Raw genomic sequence first — 2,509 nt, 5'->3', positions numbered from 1 at the left:
CAGGAACCCCGATGGCGAGCTCGGCCGCCGCGTCCGCTACCACGACCGATTTAACCACCTCTACGTGATGAACAACATGCAGGCGGCGGGCAACGACATCCAGCGCCCGGAAGGCGCGCGCGACCCGTATGGAGCGCAGCAGGGGCGCGATAATCTGCATGTCGCGTACGACTGGCTCGAGGCCAATCTGGGTGACGGCCCGTGGGCGGCGGGCGACAGCTTCACCTTGGCCGATTGCGCCGCCGCGCCGTCGCTGTTCTATGCCGACTGGATCGAGCGCATCGGGCCCACGCGCCCGCGGCTGGCGGCCTACCGCGCGCGGCTGCTGGCCCATCCGGTGGTCGCCCGCGCGGTCGACGAGGGGCGGCCCTACCGCCCGTATTTCCCGCTCGGCGCGCCCGACCGAGATTAGTCTTCGAACGCGCCGATGAAGCGCTCTTCTCCCGCAGCACCTTCCAACTCGGCGTCAAGCGCACGATAGGCTGCACCGTGATCGGCCTGGAAACGGGCGAAGGCCGCGGCATCGGCCCAGCTGTCGATGGTCAGCCACCAGCCGCCGGGCTCGGCCGGGCGGAGCAGGCGGGTGGCGATGAAGCCGGGGTCGCGCGCGAACAATTTCGCCCAGGGTCCGTCGGCGGCATAGGCCGCGGCGAAGGCAGCTTCGCCACCCGGCGGCGGGCGGAATTGCCACACGCGGTGGTGTGCCATCAGCGGAACGCCGCGGCACCCTTGAGCAATTGGAACGCGCCGATCACCTCGCCCAGCCGGCCTTCGTGGCTGCGGTCGCCGCCGTTGCGGTCGGGGTGGTAGCGGCGGACCAGCTGCGAATAGCGCTTGCGCAGCGCGGTGCGGTCGATGTCGCCGCCGAGCCCGAGCACCGCGAGCGCGCGCCGCTCGGGGCCGGTGAAGCGGCCCTGTGCGGGGTCGGCTTGCGGGCGGCGGAAACGCGCCGCGATGGCCTCGAGCGGGTCGGTGAAGTCGCTCCACGCCGGGCCGGGATTGGCGCCGGCCACCGAGAATGCCCGCGTCGCCCGCTCCCACCCGCCGTACGGGGTCTGCGCGGCGGAAATCTCGTCGGGGGTCATGCCGGCGAAGTAATTGTAGGCGCTGTTATGCTCGCGGACATGGTCGAGGCACAGCAGGCGCCAGCTGCCCGGGCCGTTGAAATTGGCCGGCTCGACCGGAGCTTTATACTCGCCGGCCTGGCCGCAACCGGGAATCGCGCAAAAGCCTTCCGCCCCGTCGACCCGGCCGTGCATTCTTGGATTCCGCGACGCCACGCCTTCCTCGCTCGTTCAGCCGGCCTATATAGGCGACCATGAACGCCGCCGCCACCGGACCCGTTGCGACCGAAATGCTCGAGCGGTTGCGCGCCGCGCTGGCGCCGGCGCGGATCGAGCTCAATGACGACAGCGAGCAGCACCGCGGCCACGGCGGCTACAACCCCGCCGGGGAAAGCCATTTCAGCCTGGTCGTGGAAAGCGCGGCGTTCGCCGGCAAGTCGCGGGTCGAGCGCCAACGGATGGTTTACGCCGCGCTCGGCGACCTCATGCGCGAGCGAGTCCACGCGCTGACCATCAAGGCGCGGGCGCCGGGCGAATAAGGGGCGGCGCGTCGGCCGCCCCCGATCGGACTAGAGCGCGAACTGGACTCCGAGGCGGGCGCCGAACCCGACCTTGCCCTGCTGCTGTTCGGCATTGACCTCACCGATCACCGACATGCCCGAACCGCCGCCGAGCAGGCGCAACCCGCCACGCCAGCCGCTGTCGCGTTCGTCCGCGCTCAGGGTGAACGGGTCGCCGCCGGTGAAGCGCGCGGTGGTGTCGCCGAGCGAGCCGCTGAGGATCTGGCGCCAGCCGCCCTCGAGCTCGACGCGCATCCACGCGGCCGAACCGACCGGGTCCGTGCCGAGCAAATTATAGCCCAGCGTGAGCAGGCCGAGCACGGCCGTCTCGCTGCTGCTGCGCTTGCCCACAGTGAGGTCGAAGGCGGTTCCGCCGCCCTCCTCCTGATAGCCCTTTTCGCGCAGCTTGAAGTGCTCGAAGGTGGCCGACGGGCGCAGGCTGAACTTGCCCATCCGCGCTTCGTAGGAGACCCCCGCGACGGCCGAGTAGAGGGTGCCCTTCCACTCGCCATCGGTGGCGCGGGTGACCGGCACGCCGTCAAGGGTCGTGGTGAAATTGCGGGTGCCGTCGAACTTGACGCGGCCGGCGGTGGCGCGTGCGAACGCATGGACCGGGCCGAACCCGCCGCGCCAGTAGACGCCGCCCTCATACTCGGTGCTGATCAGCTCGTTGTTGTCGCGGCCGTCCTTGCCCGACAAATAAGCGGCGGTCAGGCCGATGCTGCCGAGCCCGCCGAGGCGGTATTCGATGCCGCCCGTCGCGCCCCACCCGGTGAGGTCATAGGACGAGGTGTTGCCGACCGACTTGCTGGTCCCCCACGCGACCTGCTGCAGCCACACGCCGAGGCCGTCGCGGTTGATGATCGGCGAGCGCGGGTCGGCGAG

The 2,509-nt window shown here is 70.6% G+C and carries 5 protein-coding genes; 2 read left to right on the top strand and 3 right to left on the bottom strand.

Translation table 11 applies throughout. The features are described from left to right. Positions 1-412 (top strand): glutathione S-transferase family protein (locus RMP08_RS04260; protein WP_310467748.1); only part of this gene is annotated, 412 nt, incomplete at its 5' end. Here RMP08_RS04260 and RMP08_RS04255 read toward each other — a convergent pair. Then, a complete protein-coding gene (locus RMP08_RS04255) occupies positions 409-708 on the bottom strand; it encodes an antibiotic biosynthesis monooxygenase (RefSeq protein WP_310467747.1) in 300 nt (99 codons plus the stop codon). The two genes, RMP08_RS04260 and RMP08_RS04255, sit on opposite strands and share 4 nt — an antisense overlap. Further along, the gene (locus RMP08_RS04250; protein WP_310467746.1) at positions 708-1,259 is read right to left on the bottom strand and encodes a J domain-containing protein; all 552 of its coding nucleotides are present in this window, start codon (positions 1,257-1,259) and stop codon (positions 708-710) included. The genes RMP08_RS04255 and RMP08_RS04250 overlap by 1 nt, the downstream gene beginning before the upstream one ends. Positions 1,260-1,318: 59 nt before the next feature. Here RMP08_RS04250 and RMP08_RS04245 point away from each other — a divergent pair, with 59 nt between their 5' ends. Next, on the top strand, positions 1,319-1,603 hold the full coding sequence (locus RMP08_RS04245) for a BolA family protein (RefSeq protein WP_310467745.1): 285 nt from the start codon (positions 1,319-1,321) through the stop codon (positions 1,601-1,603). Between the two features lie 30 nt (positions 1,604-1,633). Here the strand turns inward: RMP08_RS04245 and RMP08_RS04240 are convergent. Next, the coding region (locus RMP08_RS04240) for an autotransporter outer membrane beta-barrel domain-containing protein (protein ID WP_310467744.1) at positions 1,634-2,509 on the bottom strand (876 nt) is incomplete at its 5' end.

Source organism: Sphingomonas sp. (genome assembly GCF_031426035.1).
Classification (GTDB): Bacteria; Pseudomonadota; Alphaproteobacteria; order Sphingomonadales; family Sphingomonadaceae; genus Sphingomicrobium.
Note: the sequence above shows the minus strand (reverse complement) of the source record. Positions and strands in the feature narration are given on the sequence as shown.

What these genes read in the sequence shown, in the direction of transcription:
- RMP08_RS04255 (WP_310467747.1), bottom strand. Translation starts at nt 708, where the DNA reads ATGGCACACCACCGCGTGTGGCAATTCCGCCCGCCGCCGGGTGGCGAA.
- RMP08_RS04250 (WP_310467746.1), bottom strand. Translation starts at nt 1,259, where the DNA reads ATGCACGGCCGGGTCGACGGGGCGGAAGGCTTTTGCGCGATTCCCGGT.
- RMP08_RS04245 (WP_310467745.1), top strand. Translation starts at nt 1,319, where the DNA reads ATGAACGCCGCCGCCACCGGACCCGTTGCGACCGAAATGCTCGAGCGG.